The sequence below is a fragment of the Algoriphagus sp. genome, from assembly GCF_013373065.1.
Classification (GTDB): Bacteria; Bacteroidota; Bacteroidia; order Cytophagales; family Cyclobacteriaceae; genus Algoriphagus.
On record NZ_JABXIN010000005.1, the window covers coordinates 99,683 to 124,040 of the forward strand.

The window sequence follows — 24,358 nt, forward strand, 5'->3', positions numbered from 1 at the left end:
CTCAAGAAATTCTTAATTTAGAGTTGTGCTAAAACCTTCACGCTAGAGGTTTATAAGTTTTTACATTTTTAAAGTCTAGAGTTGTGCCCTACAAAGAACGCGTTATCGAGAAAAAATACCACTCCATTGGTGAAGTGGCTTCTATGTTTAAAGTAGCTCCATCTTTAATCCGCTATTGGGAAGGTGAATTTGATATCATCCGACCCAAGAAGGATAAAAAGGGAAATCGCCGATATACCAAGGATGATATTCAGAAAATCCGATACGTTTACCATTTGGTCAAGGAAAAAGGCTACACTTTGGATGGGGCCCGCGAAGTGATCGCACAAGGGAAAGAAAAGGGTTTGGACAAAGTTGAAGCGGTCCAAAAGCTTCAAGAAATCAAAGATTTTTTAATGACTTTGCGGGACGAAATCAATGGGAAATCTTGATCATGAACAAATCCGTTATTTTCTAGCCTTATCCTTAGCTCCTAAAATTGGACCGGGCGTTTTAAAAGCTATTCTTGCCTACGCTGGTTCTGCGAAAGGATTTTTTGAAATCCCCAAAGGCAAAGCTTCTAAAATCCCGAAAGTAGGCCCTAAACTTCTTGCCATTCGGGAATCCAAAAATGAGTTGCTTCGAAAAGCAGATGAGCTCATCAATCTTGCTGAGAAAAAGAATTTTCAAATTCGAACCTTTTTGGACCCAAAATTTCCCAATCGCCTTAAATCGATTGAAGATGCTCCTGCCCTTCTTTTTTCAAAAGGTGTTAATGACTTAGAATTTGAAAAATCCATTGGAATAGTAGGTACCCGAAGTGCAACTGATTATGGAAAATCAGCCACCCGAAAAATAGTAGAAGACCTTGCACTTTATAAACCTGTGATAGTTTCCGGACTTGCCTACGGGATAGACATTGAGGCTCACCGGGCAGCATTACAATCTGGTTTACCCACCATAGCTGTAATGGGGTCCCCTATCGATCAAATTTACCCTGCTGTCCATCGAAAGACTGCAGAGCAATTGCAAGAAACAGGTGCCTTACTCAGTGAATATGCACCTGGGTCGAAGATGATGCCCGGGAATTTCCCGGCGAGAAACCGAATCATTGCTGGCCTCTCAGATGCATTGATAGTCGTAGAAGCTGCAGCAAAAGGAGGAGCACTGATCACTGCCGAAATTGCCTACAGTTATGATAAGGAAATTTTTGCGGTACCAGGAAACCTCCAATCGACCTATTCCGAAGGCTGCAATCATTTGATCAAAAAAATGAAAGCCTCTATCTACACCGGTCCTGATGATATTGCAGAGGCACTTTTTTGGTCCAAACCGGGTGAAAGCAAAGTTTCCAAACCCAAATTGGACTTGACACACCGGGACAAAGAAGAACAACTCATCCTTTCACTTCTGCAGGAAAAAGGAGAATCAGAAATCGATCAAATCTCTTACGCTACAGATATTCCTTTAGGGATATTATCCTCCAAATTATTATCTCTCGAATTTGAAGGAATAGTCAAGTCCCTACCGGGTAAAAAATTCAAATTGTTGGTTTGACTTAGCGGGACTTAAGCTTACGAATCAACTTTGGGTAATACCAAAGATAGAAGCCACTTAAAGCCAAAAGGATTAATCCCAAAGAAGTCAAGGTCGAATAAAAAAGCTTTGCGCCTTCGTCTCCTGCTGTGTAATAATCCACAATGCTTCCATCGTGAAGCTTTTCGATCCAGTCTGAATGACGGGTAGAAATGGATAATACTTCTCCTGAATATCCGTCTACCTGAACCTCTGAAAAGTGTTTTTTAAAGGTAACCTTTGCAATGCCCTTATCCGGTCGAATATCAATTCGATCTACTGCTGGATCTCTTCCAAGTTTGTGCATTTCCTCCTCCCCGATTCTAACCATTTCCGAGGGTAAAATCCAAGTTCCGTTTTCTACCTGTGTCTTTTGGGTTGGAGGCAGCAGCTCAACTTTCTTTTTCCAGGCAAGTAAAATGGAAGTGATGCCGATCAACAAGAAAAAAATGATCAAGGGAATCCCCAACCACTTATGAATAGTTCTATAAAGCCGGACTGTCTTTGCTTTTTGCTGAATGGAGGAGTTTCCCATAGGTACTTATAAAAAAATCGTATTCGCGAGTTTCATGGCTTCCCCAAGTTCCCCATGATTTAAATTCAAATCATATCCTTCTTGCTCCAAAGTTTCAATCATCACCTCTGTAGCCATATTCCCCACCAATTCATCCTTGGCCATGGGACAACCTCCAAAACCCTGCAAGGCCCCATCAAATCTTCTACAACCTCCTTTTAGCCCTGCAATCACTTTCTCTTCAATTTGATCTTTTCGACTGTGCAAATGAGCTCCAAAAGTAATGTGGGGAAATGCCTGGGTTTGTACTTCAAATAGTTTGGAAATCAATTCCGGAGTGGCCACACCAATGGTATCACTCAACGAAATGGTCTTTATTTCCAATTCATCTAACTTCTGAACAAATTCTGCCACCAATTCAGGGGAATACGGATCGCCATAGGGATTTCCAAACCCCATACTAAGGTAAACCACCTGCTCTTTTCCCTTCACGTGACAAAGATTTTGGATGGTTTCTACTGTTTCCAATGCCTGGGCTATACTGGCTTTGGTATTTCGCTGTTGAAAAGTCTCAGAAAGAGAAAGCGGAAAACCCAAATAATCGATCTCTTCAAATTGAAGGGCATCCTCAGCGCCTCGAACATTGGCAACAATTGCCAAAAGTTTGGATTTGCTCTTATGAAGATCGAGCATTTCCAAAACTTCTGCAGTATCCCGCATCTGTGGAATGGCCTTGGGACTCACAAAACTCCCAAAATCAATAGTATGAAAGCCCACTTCGAGCAATTGATTAATATAAGCAGCCTTGATGGCAGAGTCGATGTAATCGGGAAGCCCTTGCATGGCATCCCTCGGACATTCGATTAATTGAATCATACTCGAAGATAGGGAGAATCAAGAAAATGAATGGGAGGATTTGGAAGAGCGGTTAAAATACCTCCTTGGCAATCTTGTAAGTAGCATCCGCCTTACTCATGGTATAGAAATGCAAACTTGGAACTCCTGCCGCTACCAATTCCTTGGACTGCTCAATAGCCCAATCAATCCCCACTTCTTTTACCTCTGCATTCGTCTTACACTTCTCCAATTCATCCATCAGTGCATCCGGAAGATCCAAATAAAAAGTTCGTGGCAACATGGTGATTTGATTTACAGTCGTGATGGGCTTAATTCCCGGAATGATTGGAACCTCAATTCCTATTTCCCGGACTTTCTTGACAAATTCAAAATACTTCTGATTATCAAAAAACATCTGAGTCACGATGTATTCGGCTCCTTTATCAACTTTTTCTTTCAGGTATTTCAAGTCAAATTTCAAGGAAGGAGCCTCGAAATGCTTCTCAGGATAGCCGGCCACGCCAACGCAAAATTCGGTATGAAAACTGGTCTCAGTTTCCTCATGCAAGTATTTTCCTTGATTCATTCGGACGATTTGCTCCACCAATTCGCTTGCATAGTGATGCCCGTCTTTTTCAGGAATAAACTTCCCATCAGTTTTAGGGGCATCTCCACGCAAAGCCAGGACATTATCCACCCCGATAAAATTCAAATCAATCAACGCGTTCTCCGTTTCTTCCTTGGTGAATCCTCCACACAATAAATGCGGGACAGCATCCACATGAAAGCGGTTCATGATAGCTGCACAAATCCCCACCGTACCAGGTCTTTTTTTGGTACTTATCTTCTCCAAAAGTCCATTCGGATGCTTTTTGTAAATGTATTCCTCTCGATGGTAGGTTACATCCACGAAGGGAGGCTTGAATTCCATCAAAGGCTCAATTCCTTCCAACAAATCCTTCAAACTCTGCCCTTTTAAGGGTGGTAAAATCTCAAATGAAAAAAGCGTGGACTTCGCGTTTTTTAGGTGTTCAGTTATTTTCATGCGATTAAGCTTCTACAGTAGGTTTTGGTTGATAGGCCAAATTGGGTGATAATAATCGTTCGGCTTGGGCTACGGAAATTCCTTTTCGCTCTGCATAGGAAGCTACTTGATCCTCTCCTATTTTCCCGAGACCAAAATACTTGGCTTCAGGATGAGCAAAATAAAAGCCAGAAACGGAGCTAGTAGGCAACATGGCATAACTGGAGGTTAGTGTAATGCCAACGGTGTTTTCCATATCCAGAATCTTAGAAATCGTTTCCTTCTCTGAATGCTCTGGACAAGCCGGATATCCCGGAGCAGGACGAATTCCTTGATACGCTTCTCGGATCAAAGCATCATTATCCAGCTGTTCATTCTTGACATAGCCCCAATAATCTCTTCTCACCAATTCATGCACATATTCGGCAGCTGCCTCAGCCAAACGATCTGCCAAGGCTTTCAACAAAATATCATGGTAATCGTCTCCTTTTGCTTGAAATTCTGCTGATTTTTTATCCATATCCAAACCAGCAGTCACTGCAAAACATCCCAAATAATCTACTTGATCGGGATGGATATAATCAGCCAAAGAACGATTTGGAACCCCCTTCCCTTTTTTACCCTGCTGTCTCAAGAAATGAAACTGACCTAAAGTCAAACCTGAATTATGAGGATCTAAAAGACTCACATCATCCCCATTTCGTTTTACAGGAATCAGGGAAAATACAGCTTTAGCGGAAAGCCATTTCTCAGCAATTAATTGATCCAACATGGTTTGAGCATCAGCAAAAAGTTTTTTAGCCTCCTCTCCAACTACTGGATCTTCCAATATCTTGGGATAGCGTCCGCTCAACATCCAGGTATTGAAAAAAGGTGTCCAATCGATATATTCCCGCAATATATTCAGGTCCAACTCTTCCAAAACAGTCTTTCCCAAAACCTTTGGTTTTACAGGTTCAAAATGAGCCCAATCAATGGCTACAGGGTTAGATTTTGCTTCCTCGTAAGAAATGAGCTGCTTGATGGATTGCTTAGCTTCATGCTCAATGCGAAGCTGCTTATAGGTTTCTTTGATTTTTTGATGATAAGCGGCTCGTGTTTCTTCTGAAATCGCCTCTCCTGCAATGGGCACAGACTTACTGGCATCTGTTACATGTACTACAGTTCCGGAATATACCGGATCGATTTTCACTGCTGTATGGATTCGGGAAGTAGTAGCCCCTCCAATCAATAAAGGGATCTTTAACCCTTGTCGCTCCATTTCAGAGGCCACATTCACCATTTCATCCAAGGAAGGAGTGATCAACCCGCTCAAACCGATGATATCTACCTTATTTTTCACGGCTTCATCAATAATCTTTTGAGCATCTACCATCACTCCCAAATCAATAATCTGGTAACTATTGCAAGCCAAGACAACCCCCACGATATTCTTTCCGATATCATGCACATCCCCCTTCACCGTAGCAAGCAAAATTTTCTTCAAACTGGAAGCTTCCTGTCCTTCTTCTGGCAAAGGCATAAAGGGCTCCAAATAGGCTACTGCCTTCTTCATCACCCGGGCAGATTTAACTACCTGAGGCAAAAACATTTTCCCCTCTCCAAAGAGATCCCCTACCACATTCATCCCGTCCATCAAAGGACCTTCGATTACTTTCAAAGGATCTTTCAACTCTAATCTAGCCGCTTCGGTATCCTCAATGATGTAATCCAAAATACCTTTTACCAAGGCATGCTCTATTCGTTTGGAAACAGGATCATTTCGCCAAGCTTCACTGATGGCTTCCTTTTTACCTGAAGCTTTCACCGTTTCTGCGAAATCTAAGAGACGCTCAGTAGCATCTGACCTTCGGTCAAAAAGTACATCCTCAACACGCTCCAGCAAATCCTTTGGAATATCATCATACACCTCCAACATGGTTGGATTAACGATTCCCATGTCCATTCCATGATGGATGGCATGGTAAAGAAAAGCAGCGTGCATGGCTTCTCGTACCGGATTGTTTCCTCGGAAGGAAAAAGATACATTGGAAACCCCTCCACTTACCTTCGCGCCGGGTAGATTTTCTTTGATCCATTTGGTAGCCAAAAAGAAATCCAAGGCATTTCGTCGATGTTCTTCCATCCCAGTCGCAACCGGGAAAATATTAGGATCAAAAATGATGTCCTGAGGATTGAATTTGACCTGCTCAACCAAAATCTTATAACTCCTTGAACAGATTTCAATCCGTCTCTCCAAGGTGTCAGCCTGCCCCTGTTCATCAAAAGCCATCACAACAACTGCCGCTCCAAATTTCTTAATGGTTTTTGCCTGTTGGATAAACTCTTCCTCCCCATTTTTCAGTGAGATTGAATTCACAATTCCCTTTCCTTGGATGCATTTCAGACCAGCCAAAATGATATTCCATTTGGAACTGTCAATCATGATTGGGATCCGGCTGATTTCAGGTTCAGAGGCGATCAGGTTGAGAAACTTGACCATAGCGGCCTCTCCATCCAACATGCCTTCATCCATGCAGACATCTAATACCTGCGCCCCTCCTCGAACTTGATCCAAAGCCACTTCCAAGGCTTCATCATACTGTTCATTGAGGATCAAACGGGCAAACTTCTTAGAACCAGTGACATTGGTTCGCTCTCCAATATTGACAAAATTGATCGTAGGGGTAAATACCAATGGTTCTAGCCCCGATAATTTCAAATAATTCGACTTATACATTTTCCTCCCCTTCTACTAGTTCTTCCTCTACTTTACGAGGCGAATAACAAGCTGCAATCTTCGCCAATTCCCGAATATGATCCGGAGTAGTTCCACAGCATCCTCCCAAAATATTAAGCATACCATCTTTTAAGAATGGCTCCATTTCATGTCCCATTTCACCTGCGCCCTGGTCATAGGCTCCAAATTCATTCGGAAGCCCGGCATTGGGATAGGCTGAAACATAAAAGGGAGCCTTGTCTGCCAAGACCTTGAGATAAGGGCGCAATTCTTTGGCCCCTAAAGCACAATTCAAACCCACTGAAAACAATGGCACATGAGAAACAGAAATCAGAAACGCTTCGGTAGTCTGCCCGGAAAGGGTCCGACCAGAAGCATCGGTAATCGTTCCGGAAATCATAATTGGAATTCCGCCTTCGTGAGGATCTAAAGGCATGGACCGCTCTTCAAATACATCCTGAATAGCAAATAATGCAGCCTTAGCATTCAAGGTATCGAAAATCGTCTCCACCAAAAGTATATCCACACCTCCATCCAAAAGTCCTCTTACTTGTTCGGCATAGGCTGCAGCCAACTGATCAAAAGTAATGGCGCGATATCCTGGATCATTGACATCCGGGGAAATAGAAGCAGTCCGATTGGTAGGCCCCATTGCTCCAGCCACAAAGCGAGGTTTATGGGGTTCTTTTGCGGTAAATTCATCAGCGACTTCCCGGGCGATTTTAGCAGAAGCCAGATTCAACTCATAGGCAAGGTGTGACAAACCATAATCCTCCTGCGCAATCGAAGTTCCAGAAAATGTATTGGTTTCAATGATATCGGCTCCAGCCTCCAAGTATTCACGATGAATAGCCTTGATGATATCAGGTCTGCTTAATGAGAGTAAATCATTGTTGCCTTTCAGAGCCTTGGGATGGTTTTTAAGCGCAGGCGTTCGAAAATCATCTTCGGTCAAGGTATACCGTTGAATCATCGTACCCATGGCACCATCGAGCACCAAGATTCTGTTTTTAATGACATTTAGGAGTAATTGCGTTCTGTTTTGCATCATTCGTTGTAATCGTTCAAAAAGCTAATCGAGCAAAACACGGAGAAAAGTACAGGGTAATCTTTTCCGCTCATCTTTTTCCGGCGAATCCGGAATGGGAATTAGCACCTTGTTTACAGGTTGCTAAGACGTCGTAGGGCCCTTCCCTCGGTCTTTCTCGATAAGCCTCCCAAAGGTAATAGCAAAAGCGCAATAAAACTAGATGATCCGGATGAAAAGCAGTATGCATGTAAAGGTATCCTTCAAGTCTACCCTTAAGGTCTTACACCAATCCCAAACATCAGATAAGGAGCTGACATATATCCAGCCATATCCAATTCACCTAAACGGTAATTGGCCAAGGCCAATTCATAGCCCATGGATACCGAAAAGACTAAATCAAACCATTTTCGTTTGGTCATCGGGTGCGCATACTCTACGAATACTTCCGGTTTGGCCATCAAGCCACTGTTTTTTAAATACCCGTCAAACTTTCGCTGTTCAAATAGCTCTGGAAAATCAGGTTTTTCGACCTGACTCAAGGTATAGCGGATATTACCAAAGCCCACACCACCCAAAGCACCCATGCCAAAATTTTTGTATTTCAAAAACTTCAATCCTCCATTGGCATAGATTCGAAGACTATTCAGCGTTTGGGATTTTAATGAATTAGCCGAACCATCCATAGACAGATTATAGACTTCCACGCCATACAGAACACCTTCAGTTTCCCCGGTAATTTTAATACCCAGGTTAGATGGCCTGCCCTTCAATGGTTCATAACCAGCCTCTTCCAATTGATTATTCAGACGATCAGGTTTTGTAAAGTGAATACCTGAAACCAATTGTAAAGCGATGGAGGCATCCTTGTAAAAGAAATTACGATCGGGAATACTTAATCCTGCCCCTACCCGAATAAAGGCCCCACTTTGGGTATTTTGAAAGGACATATCCGAAAGATTCCACTTTCCTTCAAAAGGGCTAAAAGCATATCCGAGCTTGGCGATCACGTCCAAGGATTCTTTTCTCCCGGGAAGAGGAAAATCGTAGCTCAGCTGAAATCCAATCTCCGTTAAAAAATCCCCATACTTCCTGCTACCTTTATGGATATTGTTTTCTCGCAGAATAAAACCCAACTCAGGATCTGCTAAAAAATCCACCAGATTGTTTGGTGCTTCCTTGGGTAGCATTTGAAAATTCAAAAAACCCATTCCCAAAGACATGTAATGAATCAACTGGAACTTGGATTCTTCGGTAAAAGAATACCCAACGTTCAACAATACGCGTGAGGTCCTATAACTTAGGCGATAGCCATCCAATTCGCTTCTTTTCCCTTGATTATGGTAAAGTTCCAAACCCAATACAAAATCATTGATTCGATTCTGATAGCCCAGCCCTATTGTTTGATAGCGATTTCGCAAGGGCGTCAGTCCTCGATCTTCCAGCATTTGATTAAACTGATTGAGCTTGGCCCCACTAGTGCCCATCACAGCGTAAAAAGTACTTCGCTTCGTTATCAATCCTTGAGAACGGCTTAGTGCTGGTGAAAGCAATAAAGAAATCAGAATGAATATCCTGAAAAAATTAGGCATTATAGATGGCTTTTTCGGTAAACAAATTTATCAGCCTTTGTGGCAAAATTTGTGCTAATCCGATAAAAGACTTTTTGCACGCAGGTATTTTGAGAGTTTTTCAAACAAAACTTCAGGAGAAAATGGCTTTGGCACGTAATCATTGATGCCCGCCTCAAGCAACTCATTCTTAACTTCTTCCAAGGAAGATGCCGTCAAGGCAAGAATAGGAACCTGAGCCTTTTTTGGGTTTGGATTCTTCCTTACTTTTTTAGCTACTTCAAAACCATCCAAATGTGGCATTTGCAAGTCTAATAATAAAATATCAAAGGTTTCATGATCGAATTTATCCATGGCATCCTTCCCATCCACAGCCAATTCCAAATGCCCCACCTTCCACTTTTGAAGGAATTTTTTAATCAAAACCTGATTTACCGCATTATCCTCTGCCACCAAAACCGAATACCCTTCTAGGGAACGGGAAGCTGCATGGGCAGGCTCTTGATCTTCTTCCAGATGCCGTCGGTCAACCTGGAATGGTACCTCAAATTCAAAAATACTTCCACCTTCCGGATTCGGATAATAGTTGATTTCTCCTTCAAAAAGCTCAACCAAGCGCTTGACAATCGCCAAACCTAAACCTGTTCCTCCATATTTTCTGGTTGTATCCGACGAAGCCTGGGTAAAGGCTTCAAAAATGTGTGTTGCTTTATCGGCAGGAATCCCAATTCCGGTATCCTCAAAACGGAACTGAACCCGGATTCGTCCATCTGGATCGGTTCCCCTTTCCTGAAGACGGATTCGAATGAAACCCTTTTCGGTAAACTTGATGGCATTACTCACCAAATTATTAATCACCTGTCCAATGCGCAGCGAGTCTGCTAATAACCATTGTGGAATAGACTCATCAAACTCACAGGAAATTTTCAAGCCTTTTTCATGCGCTTGGAAACTATGTGAATGAATAATCCGATGTAAAAGGTGGCGTAGGTCCAAAGGCAAATGCTCCAATTCAATTTTTCCGGAGTCAATTTTATTGTAATCCAGAATGTCATTGATAAGCGCCATCAGACTTTCCGCAGAAAACTGAAGCGTCTTGAGGTTTTCCAATTGATCTGGACGTGGGTCATCTTCCATCAAGAAATGGGAAAGTCCAATCACCGCATTCATAGGAGTCCGAATCTCATGACTCATCACCGATAAGAACTGGGACTTGATACGCGAAGCTTCTTCTGCATTTTCCTTTGCCTTCACCAACTCTTTTTGAGCCTCCTTCAGTTTGGAAATATCCCGAGCAATACCGGTGTAAAGACGGCGTTTTCCGTCTTTGTCGGAAATGATCTTTCCATGGGAATTAAAAATTCGGGTTTCGCCGTTTTTATGCATCAATCGGAATTCCAAAAATTGATGTTCGGAGAGGAAGTCTCGACTTTCCTGCTGCATTTCCTGAAAGACGTTCAAATCATCCGGATGGAGGAAATCAAAAATGCTTCTACCTACCACTTCCTCAACCTCATAATCTAGGAATTGCTTGACATTGGGTGAGATATAATCAAAAACATAACTGTCCGTCAAAGAGAAAATAATCTCCGTGGATTCCTCTACCAAGGTTCTGTATTTTTCTTCTGAATCTTCCAGCTGTTTTTTAGCCAGATATTCATCAGTCACATCCCGAATAATGCTCAGCGCATAGGCAACTTCCCCATTTTCGATAATGGGACGAATGATCCGGTGATAATTTCGATCCTTAAACTCAAATTCGGATTCGACCACCTCCTGATGCTGATACACCCGATCCAAAATAGAGGAGACTTCTTTTGAATTAGTGATTGAGATATCTGAAAGGTATTTTCCTTCAAAATTATCACGGCTAAAACCCCAATTTTCAAAATTGGTACCCTCGGCCAAAATATATTTCCGATCCTTATCAAGCAGGAAAATATTGGTTCCGGGTATTTGGGATGCCAACATCCGATACTGCTTTTCTTTTTCCTCTTTAAACTGAACAAAGTTTTTTCGCTCAGTAATATCCTGGAACAAGCCCTGATGCATGGTGATTTTTCCTTGAAAATCCAGTACATCGGAAGTCCTGTCCTCTACCCAAACATAGTCACCTGCAGCATTTTGAATTCGATACTCTCCGGAAAAAGAAAGGATTCCTGAATCCGTTTTTCTTGAATCGCGAAGGGAAACAATAGCATCACGGTCATCCGGATGGATCAAGTCTAGGAATGAAATATTTTTTCCCATCAATTCAGACGACTGATAGCCAAATTGACTGATATTCTCCGAGATGTATTCAATGCGGTAATTATCGTTCGGGTCCACCTGAAACAAAACCGCAGGACTATTCTCAGCAATCATTCGAGCTCGGGAAGCCAACTTCTCACTTTCACGTTTTTCACTCAAATTCCTCAGAATCAGTGAATAGCCAATCTTATCCTGATTTTCTGAATAAATAGCCTGAATAGAAATTTCAAAAGGAGAAATGGGAGTATGGAGCGTCTCCAATGTCACTTCACCTTTCCAAACTTTCCCCTCCTCGACCTTTTTAATTAAGGTAGAAATAGATGGCGAACCATTTTCGACATCACATTGCAACAAGTCATCTACATTTCCCCGAAAGGAAGCGGAAGTTTCCGGACAACAAAGTTGTATGGCAGCCCCATTGAGGTAGATGACATCCAAATTCAAATTAGTCACCACAATCGGATCGCTTACCTGTGCCAAAATCTGGGATTGTAACCGCAAATGTTCCTCAGCAGCGCGCTTATGGGTCACATCCGTACAAAAGCCTGTAACTTCCAGTCCCTGACTCAGGAAGTTTTCACGGGTTTCTATTTCATAAGCTATAAAGGCTGTTCCTCCAGAGTCATTTTTTATAGTAAACTCCCCAGATTCCTGACTTTTTTCCTGAATGCTTTTCTTTAACTTTTTGACAAAATCTGACCGAGTCCCCTTGTCAATCTTATAAATCAAGGTGGAAAATTCCGCCGTCAAAGGTTCTGTTCCCAATCCAAAAAGTTCGGCCAATCCACCTGAAATGTAGAAAAGGTCTTTTTGGGTACTGTAACGCCAAGAGCCAGATTTAGAAAGTCGCTCGGTCGTGGCCAGCAAACTCTCATTCCGTTGAATTCTTCTTGTCAACCAACTACCCGAATAAGCTCCTGCCAAAATATCTCCCAGCTGTCGGAAGATCTGCAATTGTTTTTCTGTGTATTCCAATTTAGCGCTCACAATCTCATAGCTCAAAACGCCACGAAGCTTGTTCGCAGAGATCATTGGGATCAATAACAAATAGCGCCAGTTTTCCTTTTTATCAGGACATTCCACCAATTTGACGATCCCCTTTTCCAACCGGGTTTTTCGGGCCGTGATCTCTTGATGAATATCTTGAAAATTCGTCTTGGTGTTTTCGCCACTAACCCAACTATTCAGGAGTTCCTGTTCATCTGTATCCCGATTGACAATCCATATTTGTCCTAATTCCGCATGCAGGAACTGACCAAATTTTTCCAATAAAAACTGAAATTCCTTTTCAGGCTGTGTAAGGGAGGCATTGATAATACGAGCAGATACCTGATTGATCAGGTTTTCAATTTCATAACGGCGCTGCAAGTCCCGGTCCATCTGTATGAAATCGGTAATATCCCGACTTGAAAAGAGAACCCCGTTAATCTCCGGGTGATGGAGCAAGTTTTTTGCAAAACTTTCTAGGTAGATCCGCTCTCCATTTTGGCGATTAATCCAAAAATCAACAGCGACCTCCCGATCAGAAAGCAATACGTCTTCAAAACTCCCCTTCACGATTTGGATGACTCCTGCTTGGATAAATTCATTAAAATTCCGTCCTACAATCGCCTCGGAAGGAAAGCCTAATTTTTCGCTGACCGAATCAGAAATAAACTTGTAATTCCCTTTTTCATCCAGAATCGCAATCAAATCATGACTGTGATTCAAAATACTCTGCATATAGCTGAGTTCCTCCCGGGCTTCGATATCCTTTTCCAACAAGAAATTCTCCCCTACCGAATCCCCGAAATAACGGATCGGGTTTGCCTTGACGATCAAAAATCGAGAACTATAGGTAGAAGGCAGATTGGTAAAGGACCATTCCATCCGCAACATTTTCCCGTCTTTTTGCTCAATAGACTTGAAATAGCGGGAATTAGGAACTTCTCCCCCTTCATAAAAGGATTGAATCTGTTCGATTAATTCCGGTTGGGAAAACCAAGTCTCCCAAGCTTGGGGCAGATTTTTAAAATTCTCTGTTGAGTAACGATTCCAAAAAATAATCTCCTCCCGATCCATCAAGAACAAAGGCTCTTGAATCTCATTCAGAAAATCAGAAATATCAAATTGTTTAAAATTACTCATGAAAAAGTAATAGAGCTTGGGTGTTGATGGCCCTAATATCACAAAAAGATCACTTAAAAAACAAGTTTAAGAGATATTTATCCTAGGGGTAACAAGGGAATTTGAGAAAAAATCAAGTCTCTTAATTGGTTCAAGTCTACAGACCTGCCTCTCGTCAGGCAGGCTTAATTGGTTCAAGTCTCCAGACCTGCCTTCCGTCAGGCAGGCTTGGACCATCGAATAGGCAGTCTCTTGACTGCCAATCAATCCAAACAACCAGTCTGAAGACTGTATTGGTTGATGCACAAGTCAAAAGACTTGCGCTATGGGTTAAGGAGGAACTGGTTCAAGTTTCAGGAACTGCCTTCTGTCTCGCAGGCTTAAGTGGTTCAAGTCTCCAGACCTGCCTCCCGTCAGGCAGGCTTGGACCATTGGAAAGGCAGTCTTCAGACTGCTATTCAATCATCCTAATCGATCAAAATAACATCAATTAGTTTTTCAGGTAATCCAGCATAATTTTTTGCACTACTGTACAAATATTCTTCAGCTAGGCACACAATTCCTGACTTCACAGGATTTTGGTGGATATAATTCAAACATCGGATTACCTTATCATTCGTATTTAATTCTATTGGTTGATTATGTTGCTGCCAAAATTGAAAATTTGTATTGTTAACATTTTTCCTTCCTGCCTTCCCAAATCTTTCTAATAAAAAGGTTCTCCTACTTTCTGAGGAGGATTTTTTAATTGCTTCAATAATTTTATTAGATGTGTATTTTTTTATATCCCTTATTAGATCTTCAATTCTTGATTCTCCATTTCTTCCAATAATTAAATGAATATGATTGGACATAATACAAAAGGCACACAAATCCAACCCCTTGTTTTGTTGGCAGTACCTCAGTGAATTCAAGAAAATATCTCTGTACTCTTGTCTTGTAAATACATCAATCCACTCAATAACTGTAAAAGTCACGAAATACAATTTTTCCTGATCCCATATTTTGTACTTTCTACTCATCTGATTGATTTCCTGTTAACTAAAATAATATTTATAAATAAAAATACAGTCAGGAGACTGTGTTATTTAAAGCACAAGTCAGAAGACTTGCGCTATGGGTTAAAGGGAATCTGGTTCAAGTCTCCAGACCTGCCTTCCGTCAGGCAGGCTTGGAACATCGAATAGGCAGAATTTTGACTGCCAACCAATCCAACTAACAGTCTGAAGACTGTATTGATTGATGCACAAGTCGGGAGACTTGCGCTAGAATGAGTAACCCCATTTCGCTAAAGGCCTATTTCCCTTTTTCAGTTTAATCTTTCAATTTTTCCTACTATTTTGTTCCTTTTTACAAGGAGGAAAAAACTACATGTTACTTAGTAAACTGGAGATCAAGGGTTTTAAGAGTTTTGGGGACCGCATGGTCATCCATTTTGATAAAGGAATCACCGGTGTGGTGGGGCCAAATGGATGCGGAAAATCCAACGTAGTCGATGCCATTCGCTGGGTTTTAGGTGAACAAAAAACCCGCATGCTGCGCTCCGACAAGATGGAAAACGTCATCTTCAACGGGACCAAAAACCGGAAGCCTTCCAACTTGGCTGAAGTTTCTCTGACTTTTGAAAATACCAAAAACCTCCTCCCTACTGAGTACACGCATGTTACCATCACCCGGCGCTATTACCGTTCCGGTGAAAGTGAATACCAAATCAACGGCGTCACTTGCCGCTTGAAGGATATTACCAACCTCTTTATGGATACAGGGATCAACTCCAACTCCTACGCCATCATCGAACTCAAAATGATCGACGAGTTGCTGAATGATAAAAACAACTCCCGACGCGAATTATTCGAAGAGGCAGCAGGAATCTCCAAGTTCAAAACCCGCAAAAAAGAAACCCTCCGAAAATTGGAAGACACCGACGCAGACTTAGATCGCGTGGAAGATTTGCTTTATGAGATCGAGAAAAACCTCAAATCTCTGGAAAAGCAGGCCAGACAAGCTTCCAAATACTTTGAGATCAAAGCGGAATACAAAACGGCTAGCATCAATCTGGCCAAGAAAAGCATCGAGAAGCAAAGTCAATCCCTGCTCGATAGTAATCGGCGCATTCAGGAGGAAACGGATCGAAAAGTCCAAATCCAATCACAAATCGCGGATCAGGAAGCCCTGCTTTCTCAATTAAAGACCGAGCTGATCTCCAAGGAAAAGCTGCTCGCTTCTCGACAGCGCACCCTCAACGAGCATGTTAATAAAATCCGCTCCTTCGAATCAGAAAAGAAAATCAAAAACGAACGCCTCCGTTTCTTAGAAGACCGCTCCCAAAAGTTGCGCGAACAAATCGATGCAGATCGCAAATCAAATGACCGCGCAGGTTTCTCCATTCGTTCCCTGCAACAGGAGCTCGAATCTGCCGAAAAAATGCTGGCAGAAAAAGAACACATCGTTGCAGAACTCCGGGAAGCCTATGACTCCCAAAAGTTAATCCAAACGGAAAAGCAGCACCAGCAAAAAAGCCTTCAAGCGCGCTATGAGCAGTTGAAAGAACGGGTATATCAGCTCAATAAGGATTTGGAGATCAAACAAATCCAGCTTTCTACCCTTAAGCAGGAATTGGAGCGGACATCCACGGATGATTCCAATCAGGAAGCTTCCTTGGTGGACTTCGAAGCCAAAATGATGGACCTCTCCCGAGAACTCGATCAGGAAAACAAGGAATTTGAGGTTTTGAAAAGCAAACAGGAAGACCTGGATCAAAAGATGGAAGAGTCTTCCCGCGTGATCGAAATGATCCGGGAAGAACTGACCACGACTTCCCGCAAGCTGGATTCCAAACAAAACGAGTTTAATCTCACCAAATCCTTGGTAGAAAATCTGGAAGGTTTCCCCGAAGCCATCAAATTCCTTAAGAAAAACTCCACCTGGGCCAAGGATGTACCTCTCCTCTCCGATCTCCTGACAACGGACGAACAGTACCGCGTGACCATTGAGAATTACCTAGAGGGCTACATGAATTATTATGTGGTAGATACCGAAGCCCAGGCCATCGCCGCCATCCAATTACTCTCGGATGCTTCTCGAGGCAAGGCCAATTTCTTTGTCTTGGAGCATTTTGAGCGCTTCAAGCCCAGCCCAACCAAGCTATTTTCCAATGCCATCGCGGCCACAGAAATCATCGAATTCGATGTCAAATACAGTCGCTTGATCAATTTTATCCTGGACAATGTCTACATCGTGCAGGGGGAATACAAGGATTTCCCAACGGATTCGGAAGCCATTTTCATTGCCGAAAGCGGCAAATACACCAAGCGGAAGTTTTCCCTTTCCGGGGGTTCGGTAGGTCTCTTCGAAGGAAAGCGTATCGGCCGGGCCAAAAACCTGGAAAAGCTGGACAAGGAAATCAAAGACCTCAATAAAAAGGTTTCCGCTACCCGCGCCAATCTGGACCAAAAGCTTTCCGAGCTCTCCAAGCTGAAGGAAATTTCCTTCAAAAAGCAACTGGAAGAAAAGCAGGCTCAACTCAACGAGCTCAACCAATCCTATGTATCGGTTCGCACCAAAAAGGAACAGCTCGCCGAACTTCTTTCCTCCAATGCCAACAAGCGGGAGGATATTCTGGATCGCATCTCCGAACTGGAAGAGAGCCTGACCGACATTCAACCGGCCTTGCTGGAGGAGCGGGCAGAGTTTGAATCCCTGGCCCAAGACCTGGACATCCTCACCGAGGAAGTGGAAAAGGAATCCCAGGTACTTTCCGAAAAGTCCCAGGCCTACAATCAGGAAAACATTCTCTACCATCAACAACTCAACCGCGTCAATAGCCTGAATCAGGAAATTGAATTCAAGCAAAATGCCTACGATTCCTCCAAGGAGCGCATCGAGAAATCCCAACAGGAACTCGGACAGCTCGACTCCGAGATCAAAAGCCTACTCGAAAACAACGAGGTCAAGGATGAGGAACTGATCGAGTTGTATGCTGAAAAAGAAGGCATCGAACAGGGCGTGACTGAGGCAGAAAAGGATTACTACGGCAGCAGGGGACTCATCGATGAGACCGATCAAAAAATCCGCAGCCTGCAAAAAGCCAAGGAAGGGCATGATATTCTCCTACAGGAGCTGCAGCAAGGAATCAACGAGATCAAGCTGAAAATGACCTCCATGAAGGAGCGCCTCAGCGTTGAATTCGAACTGGACTTGGATCAACTGATGCAGGAAAATCCAGCCCTGGATGCCGAATTTGCAGACTTTTCCGAAGAGAATCTCCGCAACTTGGTGCAAAAACAAAAGGACAAACTGGAAAAGATGGGTCCGATCAACCCCATGGCCATGGAGGCCTACGACGAGATCAAGGAGCGCCATACCTTTATCCAAGGGCAAAAGGAAGACCTAGTCAAGGCCAAGGAATCCCTGCTTACCACCATTTCCGAGATCGATCAAGTCGCCAAGGAGACCTTCTTGGATGCCTTCGGCAAAATCAAGGACAACTTCGTCAAGGTCTTCCGGTCCCTCTTTACCGAGCAGGACGACTGCGATATCAAGCTCACTGATCCGGACAATCCCCTGGAGTCCAGCATCGAAATCATGGCCAAGCCCAAGGGCAAGCGTCCCCTGACTATCAATCAGCTTAGCGGTGGGGAAAAAACCCTGACGGCCACTTCCCTCCTCTTTTCCATCTACCTGCTGAAGCCGGCGCCTTTCTGTATCTTCGATGAGGTGGACGCCCCGCTGGACGATGCCAACATCGACAAGTTCAATCAGATCATCCACCGCTTCAGCGAGGAGAGCCAGTTTATCATCGTGACCCACAACAAGCGCACCATGGCCAGCACTGATATCATCTACGGCATCACCATGATCGAAGCAGGGGTTTCAAGAGTGGTTCCAGTGGATTTAAGGGAGTTGGCTTGAAAAAACTAATTGATTATTTTTGATTTTGAATTGAATTTTTAATGAATGCTTAATTTTTATTACAGTGATTCAATAAATCTTTTTCTAGAAAAAAGTATTGAATCTATCATTGGTGAAATAGCTATAACAAATCAATTTGGAAATAACCAGAATGAAGTTTTTGCCTGGGAAAACCAGATCAAAATTCTTAAAGAGGCATTAGGAGGTAAAGATGGCCTTTTATACTTTGAGTTTTCAGTTCCAAGAATGGGAAAGAGAATTGATTGCCTCCTCATTATTCAAAACATCGTATTTATTCTTGAATTCAAAGTTGGGGAAAAAGAATTCCATACTCATAATATTGAACAGGTATGGGATTATGCACTTGATTTAAAAAGTTTTCATCAACCAAGTCATGATTCTATTTTGATTCCAATACTTATCGCAACTAATGCTAAAAATTCAATAATTGAATTTAAAACTACCTCTCATAATGACTTTCTATTTAAACCCATTAAAACAAATGCAAGTGACCTTAAAATTGCAATCGAAAAAGCTTTAGATTCTTTTGGGGACCTCGAAAGGAAAATAGGTAATTCCTATGCAAAGGGAAGTTACCAACCCGTTCCTACAATTATTGAAGCAGCGGTTAGTTTATACAAAAATCATACTGTTGAAGAAATAACAAAAAGTGATTCGGATGCAAAAAACCTAAATCGAACTACGAATTACATTTCAGAACAAATCAGATTTGCCAAATCCTTTGGAAAAAAGATAATTTGTTTTGTAACTGGTGTCCCTGGTGCTGGTAAAACTCTAGTTGGATTAAAGGTAGCGACTGACCATTTGGATAAAGAACTTGGGGATTCTAGTGTTTATTTATCTGGAAATGGTCCATTAGTTGCTGTTTTACAAGAAGCCCTGGCAAGAGATAAAGTAGAGCAAGAAAGATCCAAAGGAAATCGAATCACGAAGAATGAGGCATTAAAAGGTGTAAAATCATTTATACAAATAATACACCACTACAGAGACGAATACCTTCGTGATAAATCAGCTCCATACGACCATGTAGCTATTTTTGATGAAGCCCAACGAGCTTGGACAAAAGACCAAACAATAAATTTCATGGTAAGGAAGAAAGGGATATTAGGCTTTGATTCCTCAGAACCTGAATTCCTTATTTCTTGCTTAGACAGACATAAAGATTGGGCAGTAATTGTTTGCCTAGTGGGAGGAGGACAGGAAATTAACACAGGGGAAGCAGGAATTTCTGAATGGATAACAGCAATTAAGACTAAATTTCGAGATTGGGAAACTCATATTTCTCCTCACCTTTTTGATTCAGAGTATAATGCCATGGATTCAATTCTTGATCTAAAAAATGAATGCAAGGTAGTTTTTAATCCCGATCTCCATCTAGGTGTTTCTATGCGATCAATTAGAGCAGAAAAACTTTCTCTTTTTGTAAAGCAATTATTGGATTTAAAGAAAGAAGAATCAAAACAAACTTTGGAAAGTTTTCAAGAACAATATCCAATTGTTATAACAAGATCAATTGAATCTGCAAAAACTTGGTTAAAGGAAAAAGCGAGAGGTTCTGAAAGATATGGTATTGTTGTGTCCTCCCAAGCATATAGATTAAAGCCACTTGCAATTGATGTAAGATCACCAATAAATCCTGTTCATTGGTTTCTTAATGGGAAAGATGACATAAGATCATCCTATTTTTTAGAGGATGTTGCTACTGAATTCCAAGTCCAAGGATTAGAACTTGATTGGGCATGCGTGACTTGGGATGGAGATTTGAGATACTCAGATTCCGGATGGAAAACATTTTCATTTAAAGGAAATAAATGGCAAAAAATCAATAAAGAAGAAAGACAAAAGTATCTAATCAATGCTTATCGAGTGCTTTTAACTCGAGCTAGGAAAGGAATGGTACTGGTAGTCCCTGAAGGTAATCCAGAAGATCACTCAAGGTTGCCCGAATTTTATGATAAAACATTTGAATATTTTAAGTCTATGGGATTACGAACTATAAGTTAACTAATATCACGGCGCTTATTTATTAGGAAATGCTTCCTTCTGCTAATTATAAATTACCAATAACATTTTATATCCCTATGAAATTTAATTTCCTTTAAAGCTAAACTCATTCTTTTCTATATATAACTTTTAACCACAAACTAATTACGTTATGGCAACATGTATTATTTGCGGTGAGTACACCAAGTTTACCGGAGGCCTTTGTATTTCCTGCTATTCCAAAAAGAATGAAACTCATAGAGCAGAAGAAAATGATAATCTAGAAGTCGAGCCAAAATCAGGTCTTCCAGAAGACCAAAAGCGGTATAGGTATAACATGATCAAAGGGCGAATTGCTGAGACATTAATTCAAGAATTATTTTTGAGTTTGAATTTCAATGTATTTCGATTTGGGATGGAAAATACCATTCCTGGAATTATGGAATTACTAAAAGGAGTTCGGACAGATGTAGCTCATGAAATCCGCCGAATGCCAGACTTTGTCATGCAAAATCCTGTTAATAAGGAAGTCTATTTTATTGAAGTGAAGTTTCGAGCTAATGGTACATTTACTAAAAATGACCTTCCCAAGAATTATCCTTATGCAAACGCCTACATTATTTTGGTGTCCAAAAAACATATTAAATGTATAACTGTACCGGAATTGATGGATGGAAAGGAAATCAATCCGGAATCAAAAAATTACTTGGTATCAAGAAAAGAATTTGATTTAGATAAGGAGGTAATCATTGAATTCTGTAAGTTCGCAACCCAATTTTTTGAAAGCGTTTAGATAAAAAGAATAAGTTATTTTCTCAACTAAGAAAAAATTGTATCTTTTCTCATATCATAAATAATAGAGTATCGAATTATTTGTCAAAGCTTCCCAAGTACCCTCTCCCACTTCAGAAGCCTATTTCACATCTTCATTACGCTGGCATTCGGATTCATTTTCCGAATGGTAATTTAAGGGCCAGCGCTGGAATAAATAATAAACTCATAGCCTTTGGATTAAAAACCAGGGCTATAAGATTGTGTCGTACCTACGGTAATGGTTGATGGAAAGAAATACCTTTATAATGGAAGGTTTTTTGTAAACAGTAAATCGTAAAAAGTAAGTAGTACTACTTACCACTTACTTTTTACTACTTACAAACCCCATGGCATGATTGCGTACCTCCGGCACGAGGAAAATTTCGATTTGCCGATTACTACCCAGATTACGTGCCTAGCGGCACTTAGCAAGAATCGACAGCATCTCTTGGAAATTTTTTTGCTCAAGTTCAAAGTAGACCGGTACGATTGAATAGCTATAAGCCTCTATAAACCAATAGTATACTCGAAAAAAATATGTAAATTATTAAATCAAAAGCTGTAAAACCATGAGATCACTTAGCCCCATTCTAGCATTTTTTTGGCTAATCTTTTCTTGTCAAACGTATAAGCCAATTGCATCGGAAAACCTTCCAGAAACTACAGCAGAAAATCATTCAGAACTTATCGAACAATACCTCAGCTTGTTAGAAAAAGATGCTGATATAAAAATTTCAACCAAATCAGGACGGGAACTAGAACTAACCTACGAATCACATACATCGGATACCTTGTATGCAAAATTTAATATGCCTAAAAATAAATTCCCTACTAAAATTGCCCTACAGGAAATTGATGAGTTAAAAGTATCAAAACCAGATATTCCACTTACAATTCTTCTTTCAGGTCTTACTGCACTTGGAATTTACATTATGATTGACACGGCGATTTCAAATATGAATTTTGGAGGGTTTTCCTTTTGAGTTTCTTCTAAATGGATTATTCCCAGCTTTTTTGAAAAAATTAAACTATAAAGCATCTGATTAATTCCTCAAAAACGATCTCTTTTGCCTATCGAAGTTGGTAACCTGTCAACGTATGAACCCGATCAGAATCACTCTTGGTAACCACTCCATTTTGATCAATCGTATAGAATAGTTCTCGTTTTTCAGAAATCCCAACCCCCTTTTGAAATGTATAAATCCTTACCCTACTTTGGGAGAGATCATAAGCTAAAGAGTCCTTTGCAATAAGGTATTCCTGACCATTAATTACTTTTTTCCCACCCATTATCCAATGCCAAGCAGGGATATTGTCTTCTCTGTGATACAAAAGAAACCATTCTGAAGGCTTTTCTTTGATATATCGAGTCGTTAAAAACTCCCCTACTACATTGTAGATATTTGTATCACCACCTATGTACATAATCCAATACCCACCAAAATGGGGAGAATCACTCTCTTTATCAATACGACCGTCTCCCACAGTCCAAGTTTCATGGTGGGTACTTGTAACCTCCCCATTATCTTTGACCATATTCACCTCATAGTTCCAAGAATTATTTCTCATAATCGGAAAATAATGAATGGCCATTTCGGGCCGTTGAGGCTCTTCATCCTCACAAGAGGAAAATCCAATGATCAATAAAAGAAAAGTCAAACCAATCATTACCTTTAAAATCATTGTTTTCAGTTCAGCCAGCATTTTTTATTGTATTTCAAATTAGATCAAACAACATCAAAAAGATATCAATCAATAGCCTTCAAACAAAGTATAGGCATCAGGGAGTTTGGTGATAATTATCATGCTTGTAGGAATGAAATAAAAAACCAGCCTTTAAGAGATTGCCCCAGTTCTTGTCTTCACAAAGAGCAATTTGTTCCAAATACCGGCACTTGATATAAATAAGAATGCATAAAAAAATAGATTCGTCAATGTGTGCGATGGATCAAGGCGACAGTGAGGCTTGAGTTGGCCTTGCAGATTGAAGTTTTGCTTATTTTAAAATCGAACCTCGAGCCTTTCAAAAGCTCATACGAGAATAAGCTTTAGAAAAACTTCAAATAATCAATCCACAAGTGAAAGCTTCCCTCCTGCTTATCAGCAAGAATAAAACCTATCCGCTGAATATCCTTCAAGCGCTGGGGATCTATACCTTGCTGTAAAGTGGAACCCATCCGGCTGATCTCAAAATCCTTTAGAGGAATGGTTACAGTCACCCATTCCTGAGACTCAGCTCCAAACTTTGCTCGGTACTTGGGTAAGTAAAAAGGAAGATCTTTTTCAATCAAAATCTCAAACTTACGCTTGGTATCGGATTTAAAGCGTACCTCACAATAGCTGTAGGAAGACAAGTCATACTTTCCGTATGGACTTCGAAGGGAAACAAAACCTCCGTTATTCTCCAAGGAAACTCTTCCTTCAAACAGTAAAGCATCGGCACTCAATTTCGCTTGGGATTGGGAAAGTCCTCCCATTACCCCGTCATTGACAATTGACCACCTTCCAAAATCCTTGCCCTCTCCAAAATCAAAAATCAATGCCTCTTTCATAATCAGCGGGTTAACATTTAACCAAAATAATAAGGAAATACCGAACAGCCACATACTTGGACAATAGCGAAAGGCAGGATTTTGTTTGCTTTAGGAGAAAAATTCTTGGGTGTTCCATGCACTGCTTGTCGGGCTTCTAATAGGATAAGTAATGACTTAGAAGCTGGAAATAGTATTGCAAAAGTGAGTGGTTAATGGTAGGTAGTGACTGTTTACCACTTACCCTTTACTACTTACAAGCCGCCACTGTTCGTGCCTGCCTTTGCTGCAGGCAGGTCTTCACGAAAGGTTGAATTCCATCCCCTTTTATTCCGTACCTACGGCACTTGCAATTACATCGTATTGCCTTTAGCTACCCAGCTTCCGTGCCTAGCGGCACTTTTCAAGAAATATAGATTAATCAATGATCCACACATTGAGACTGCTTCGCCCTTCGGGACTCGCAGTGACGTTTCGACACAAAGCAAAGAAAAACC

Annotated in this window: 17 protein-coding genes and 1 riboswitch; of the genes, 7 read left to right on the plus strand and 10 right to left on the minus strand. The window is 41.3% G+C overall.

Going from position 1 to position 24,358, the window contains the following annotated elements:
• Positions 1-83 precede the first annotated feature (83 nt).
• A complete protein-coding gene (locus tag HWE15_RS04855; RefSeq protein WP_290506378.1) occupies positions 84-431 on the plus strand; it encodes a MerR family transcriptional regulator in 348 nt (115 codons plus the stop codon).
• Positions 418-1,536 carry a DNA-processing protein DprA gene (dprA, locus tag HWE15_RS04860; RefSeq protein WP_290506379.1) on the plus strand — a complete coding sequence of 373 codons (1,119 nt, stop codon included), beginning with the start codon at positions 418-420 and terminating at the stop codon, positions 1,534-1,536. Before HWE15_RS04855 ends, dprA begins: the two co-directional genes overlap by 14 nt.
• 1 nt (position 1,537) lies before the next feature.
• Here dprA and HWE15_RS04865 read toward each other — a convergent pair whose 3' ends face one another.
• The 8 genes from HWE15_RS04865 to HWE15_RS04900 form a co-directional block, all read right to left on the minus strand.
• Complete coding sequence (locus tag HWE15_RS04865; protein WP_290506380.1) at positions 1,538-2,089, minus strand: PepSY-associated TM helix domain-containing protein; 552 nt, start codon at positions 2,087-2,089, stop codon at positions 1,538-1,540.
• Positions 2,090-2,095: 6 nt separating this feature from the next.
• Entirely contained in the window at positions 2,096-2,944 is an 849-nt protein-coding gene (locus HWE15_RS04870; RefSeq protein WP_290506381.1) for a hydroxymethylglutaryl-CoA lyase, read from the minus strand.
• A gap of 52 nt (positions 2,945-2,996) precedes the next feature.
• Positions 2,997-3,950, minus strand: a complete 954-nt coding sequence (metF, locus tag HWE15_RS04875; RefSeq protein WP_290506382.1) for a methylenetetrahydrofolate reductase [NAD(P)H] — start codon at positions 3,948-3,950, stop codon at positions 2,997-2,999.
• Between the two features lie 4 nt (positions 3,951-3,954).
• The gene (gene metH / locus HWE15_RS04880; RefSeq protein WP_290506383.1) at positions 3,955-6,648 is read right to left on the minus strand and encodes a methionine synthase; all 2,694 of its coding nucleotides are present in this window, start codon (positions 6,646-6,648) and stop codon (positions 3,955-3,957) included.
• Complete coding sequence (locus HWE15_RS04885; RefSeq protein WP_290506414.1) at positions 6,641-7,696, minus strand: homocysteine S-methyltransferase family protein; 1,056 nt, start codon at positions 7,694-7,696, stop codon at positions 6,641-6,643. The genes metH and HWE15_RS04885 overlap by 8 nt, the downstream gene beginning before the upstream one ends.
• Positions 7,697-7,763: 67 nt before the next feature.
• Positions 7,764-7,863, minus strand: a riboswitch (SAM riboswitch).
• 87 nt (positions 7,864-7,950) lie between these two features.
• On the minus strand, positions 7,951-9,267 hold the full coding sequence (locus tag HWE15_RS04890) for a hypothetical protein (RefSeq protein WP_290506384.1): 1,317 nt from the start codon (positions 9,265-9,267) through the stop codon (positions 7,951-7,953).
• A 54-nt stretch (positions 9,268-9,321) separates the two neighbouring features.
• Positions 9,322-13,623 carry a PAS domain S-box protein gene (locus tag HWE15_RS04895; protein WP_290506385.1) on the minus strand — a complete coding sequence of 1,434 codons (4,302 nt, stop codon included), beginning with the start codon at positions 13,621-13,623 and terminating at the stop codon, positions 9,322-9,324.
• A gap of 446 nt (positions 13,624-14,069) precedes the next feature.
• Entirely contained in the window at positions 14,070-14,624 is a 555-nt protein-coding gene (locus HWE15_RS04900) for a transposase (protein WP_290506386.1), read from the minus strand.
• A gap of 59 nt (positions 14,625-14,683) precedes the next feature.
• Between HWE15_RS04900 and HWE15_RS04905 the strand changes: the two genes are divergently transcribed.
• From HWE15_RS04905 to HWE15_RS04925, 5 genes are all read left to right on the plus strand, one after another.
• Complete coding sequence (locus HWE15_RS04905) at positions 14,684-14,821, plus strand: hypothetical protein (RefSeq protein ID WP_290506387.1); 138 nt, start codon at positions 14,684-14,686, stop codon at positions 14,819-14,821.
• A 152-nt stretch (positions 14,822-14,973) separates the two neighbouring features.
• Entirely contained in the window at positions 14,974-18,513 is a 3,540-nt protein-coding gene (gene smc / locus HWE15_RS04910; protein WP_290506388.1) for a chromosome segregation protein SMC, read from the plus strand.
• A 45-nt stretch (positions 18,514-18,558) separates the two neighbouring features.
• Positions 18,559-20,538, plus strand: coding sequence for a DUF2075 domain-containing protein (locus HWE15_RS04915; protein ID WP_290506389.1), 1,980 nt, complete (start codon positions 18,559-18,561; stop codon positions 20,536-20,538).
• 151 nt (positions 20,539-20,689) lie between these two features.
• Positions 20,690-21,310 carry a hypothetical protein gene (locus HWE15_RS04920; RefSeq protein ID WP_290506390.1) on the plus strand — a complete coding sequence of 207 codons (621 nt, stop codon included), beginning with the start codon at positions 20,690-20,692 and terminating at the stop codon, positions 21,308-21,310.
• 589 nt (positions 21,311-21,899) lie between these two features.
• Positions 21,900-22,313, plus strand: a complete 414-nt coding sequence (locus HWE15_RS04925; protein ID WP_290506391.1) for a hypothetical protein — start codon at positions 21,900-21,902, stop codon at positions 22,311-22,313.
• Positions 22,314-22,401: 88 nt separating this feature from the next.
• Here the strand turns inward: HWE15_RS04925 and HWE15_RS04930 are convergent, their stop codons facing one another.
• Positions 22,402-23,034: a hypothetical protein gene (locus HWE15_RS04930; RefSeq protein ID WP_290506392.1), complete on the minus strand. Its 633-nt coding sequence runs from the start codon at positions 23,032-23,034 to the stop codon at positions 22,402-22,404.
• Positions 23,035-23,378: 344 nt separating this feature from the next.
• A complete protein-coding gene (locus HWE15_RS04935) occupies positions 23,379-23,882 on the minus strand; it encodes a CIA30 family protein (RefSeq protein ID WP_290506393.1) in 504 nt (167 codons plus the stop codon).
• Between the last annotated feature and the right edge of the window lie 476 nt (positions 23,883-24,358).